Source organism: Pelistega indica, assembly GCF_000506865.1.
Lineage (GTDB): Bacteria > Pseudomonadota > Gammaproteobacteria > Burkholderiales > Burkholderiaceae_B > Taylorella > Taylorella indica.
Genome location: NZ_AYSV01000049.1, coordinates 1 through 1,295 on the forward strand (window position 1 = coordinate 1; position 1,295 = coordinate 1,295).

Sequence of the window (1,295 nt, forward strand, 5' to 3'; positions counted from 1 at the left end):
TCAGTGAGTATATCTCAGAACGACTGATCTCATGGACTGAAAGTCAAGGCATTCGTCTGAACTACATTCAGCCCGGCAAGCCCTATCAAAATGCCTATATTGAGCGATTTAACCGAACTGTCAGGGAGGAGCTTTTAAATATGTATATCTTTGACTCATTGGAGCAAGCTGAGTTGCTAGTCACCCAATGGCAATGGCAGTATAATAACGTACGGCCTAACATGGCTATAGGAGGTGTACCCCCGCGACTTAAAGCGGCTTAAAATCCATATCATTCCACTAAAAGGTGTTCCTAAAAATGGGGGTCATACACTCATAAAAGATACTATAACCCGTTACATGGCTTGATAGAAAAAGGAAGAAGTTTTAGCAATGATAAAGTTCAACGTCAAAGCTATGAGAAATTCCGTAGACAATATTGGAAAGAGAGAGCAAAATCATTTGAAACTTGTTTTGAGGAGATTCCACAATGAGTTATATTGAACGTCTAAATCAAAAAGAAGAGTTTGAGCATTGGCAAGGAGCAAGTACACAAGAGATTCTACATATTGAAAAAAAATTAAATGTAATGTTACCTAGGCAGTATAAAAAATTTTTATCTGAATGCGGGATGTGCAACATTGGAGATACGAATATTTTGGGAGTTGCAAAAGATGAGACTAGCTTATTTTACCCAGTTATAGACGTAACTACAGAAATGAGGGTGGAGAGCAATCTTTCCGAGGAGTTTATAGTTATAAGCTATGAGGTTGGTGAGTATTTAATGTTATATAAAATTTCGAAAACTCAAGAGTTAGAAGATTCAGCAGTATATGGGGTAGACATTCAATATAATGATTTGGGGCAAATGATTTGTGAACGACCTCAAAAATTATTTACGTCATTTAAAGAGTATTTTATTGATTTTCTTGAACTAGGGGCATAATTTGTAGAGGTTTAGAGTAAATCAGACAAATGAGTTGCAAAAAAGAGAGTTTCCCGTTTGAATAAGAGGTGAAAATCTTTTAAACAAACAAAAAGGAAACTCTCATGTTACATACTGCCAATAATGTGATTAAACATAAAGCAGGATTGCTCAATTTAGCGGAGCAGTTAAAAAATGTGTCGCAAGCTTGCAAAAATTAGCTCGATGTGGCTAACAAGTTAGAGTGAGTCGAGAGAGGACCTAACCTCTACCCCCTAAACTATATCACTATGTGTGTGACCAGATAGGCACGCCGCAACTATTGCTGAACCAATCCCAAGAGGTGGTGTGGGGAGGCCGAAGCCAAGGCAGTGGGGAAGAGACCTAGTGT

General features: G+C 38.0%; 3 protein-coding genes and 1 pseudogene. All 4 read left to right on the forward strand.

The genetic code is table 11. The features are described from left to right. Positions 1-263 (forward strand): IS3 family transposase (locus V757_RS18335; protein WP_023949904.1); only part of this gene is annotated, 263 nt, incomplete at its 5' end. A 60-nt stretch (positions 264-323) separates the two neighbouring features. Beyond that, positions 324-473 (forward strand): annotated as a pseudogene (locus V757_RS29880) (HNH/ENDO VII family nuclease); the annotation flags it as partial. Continuing rightward, positions 470-925: an SMI1/KNR4 family protein gene (locus tag V757_RS18340; protein ID WP_023949905.1), complete on the forward strand. Its 456-nt coding sequence runs from the start codon at positions 470-472 to the stop codon at positions 923-925. The pseudogene V757_RS29880 and the gene V757_RS18340, both read left to right, overlap by 4 nt. 271 nt (positions 926-1,196) lie before the next feature. Further along, a complete protein-coding gene (locus tag V757_RS27890; protein ID WP_081710637.1) occupies positions 1,197-1,292 on the forward strand; it encodes a hypothetical protein in 96 nt (31 codons plus the stop codon). Positions 1,293-1,295 lie beyond the last annotated feature (3 nt).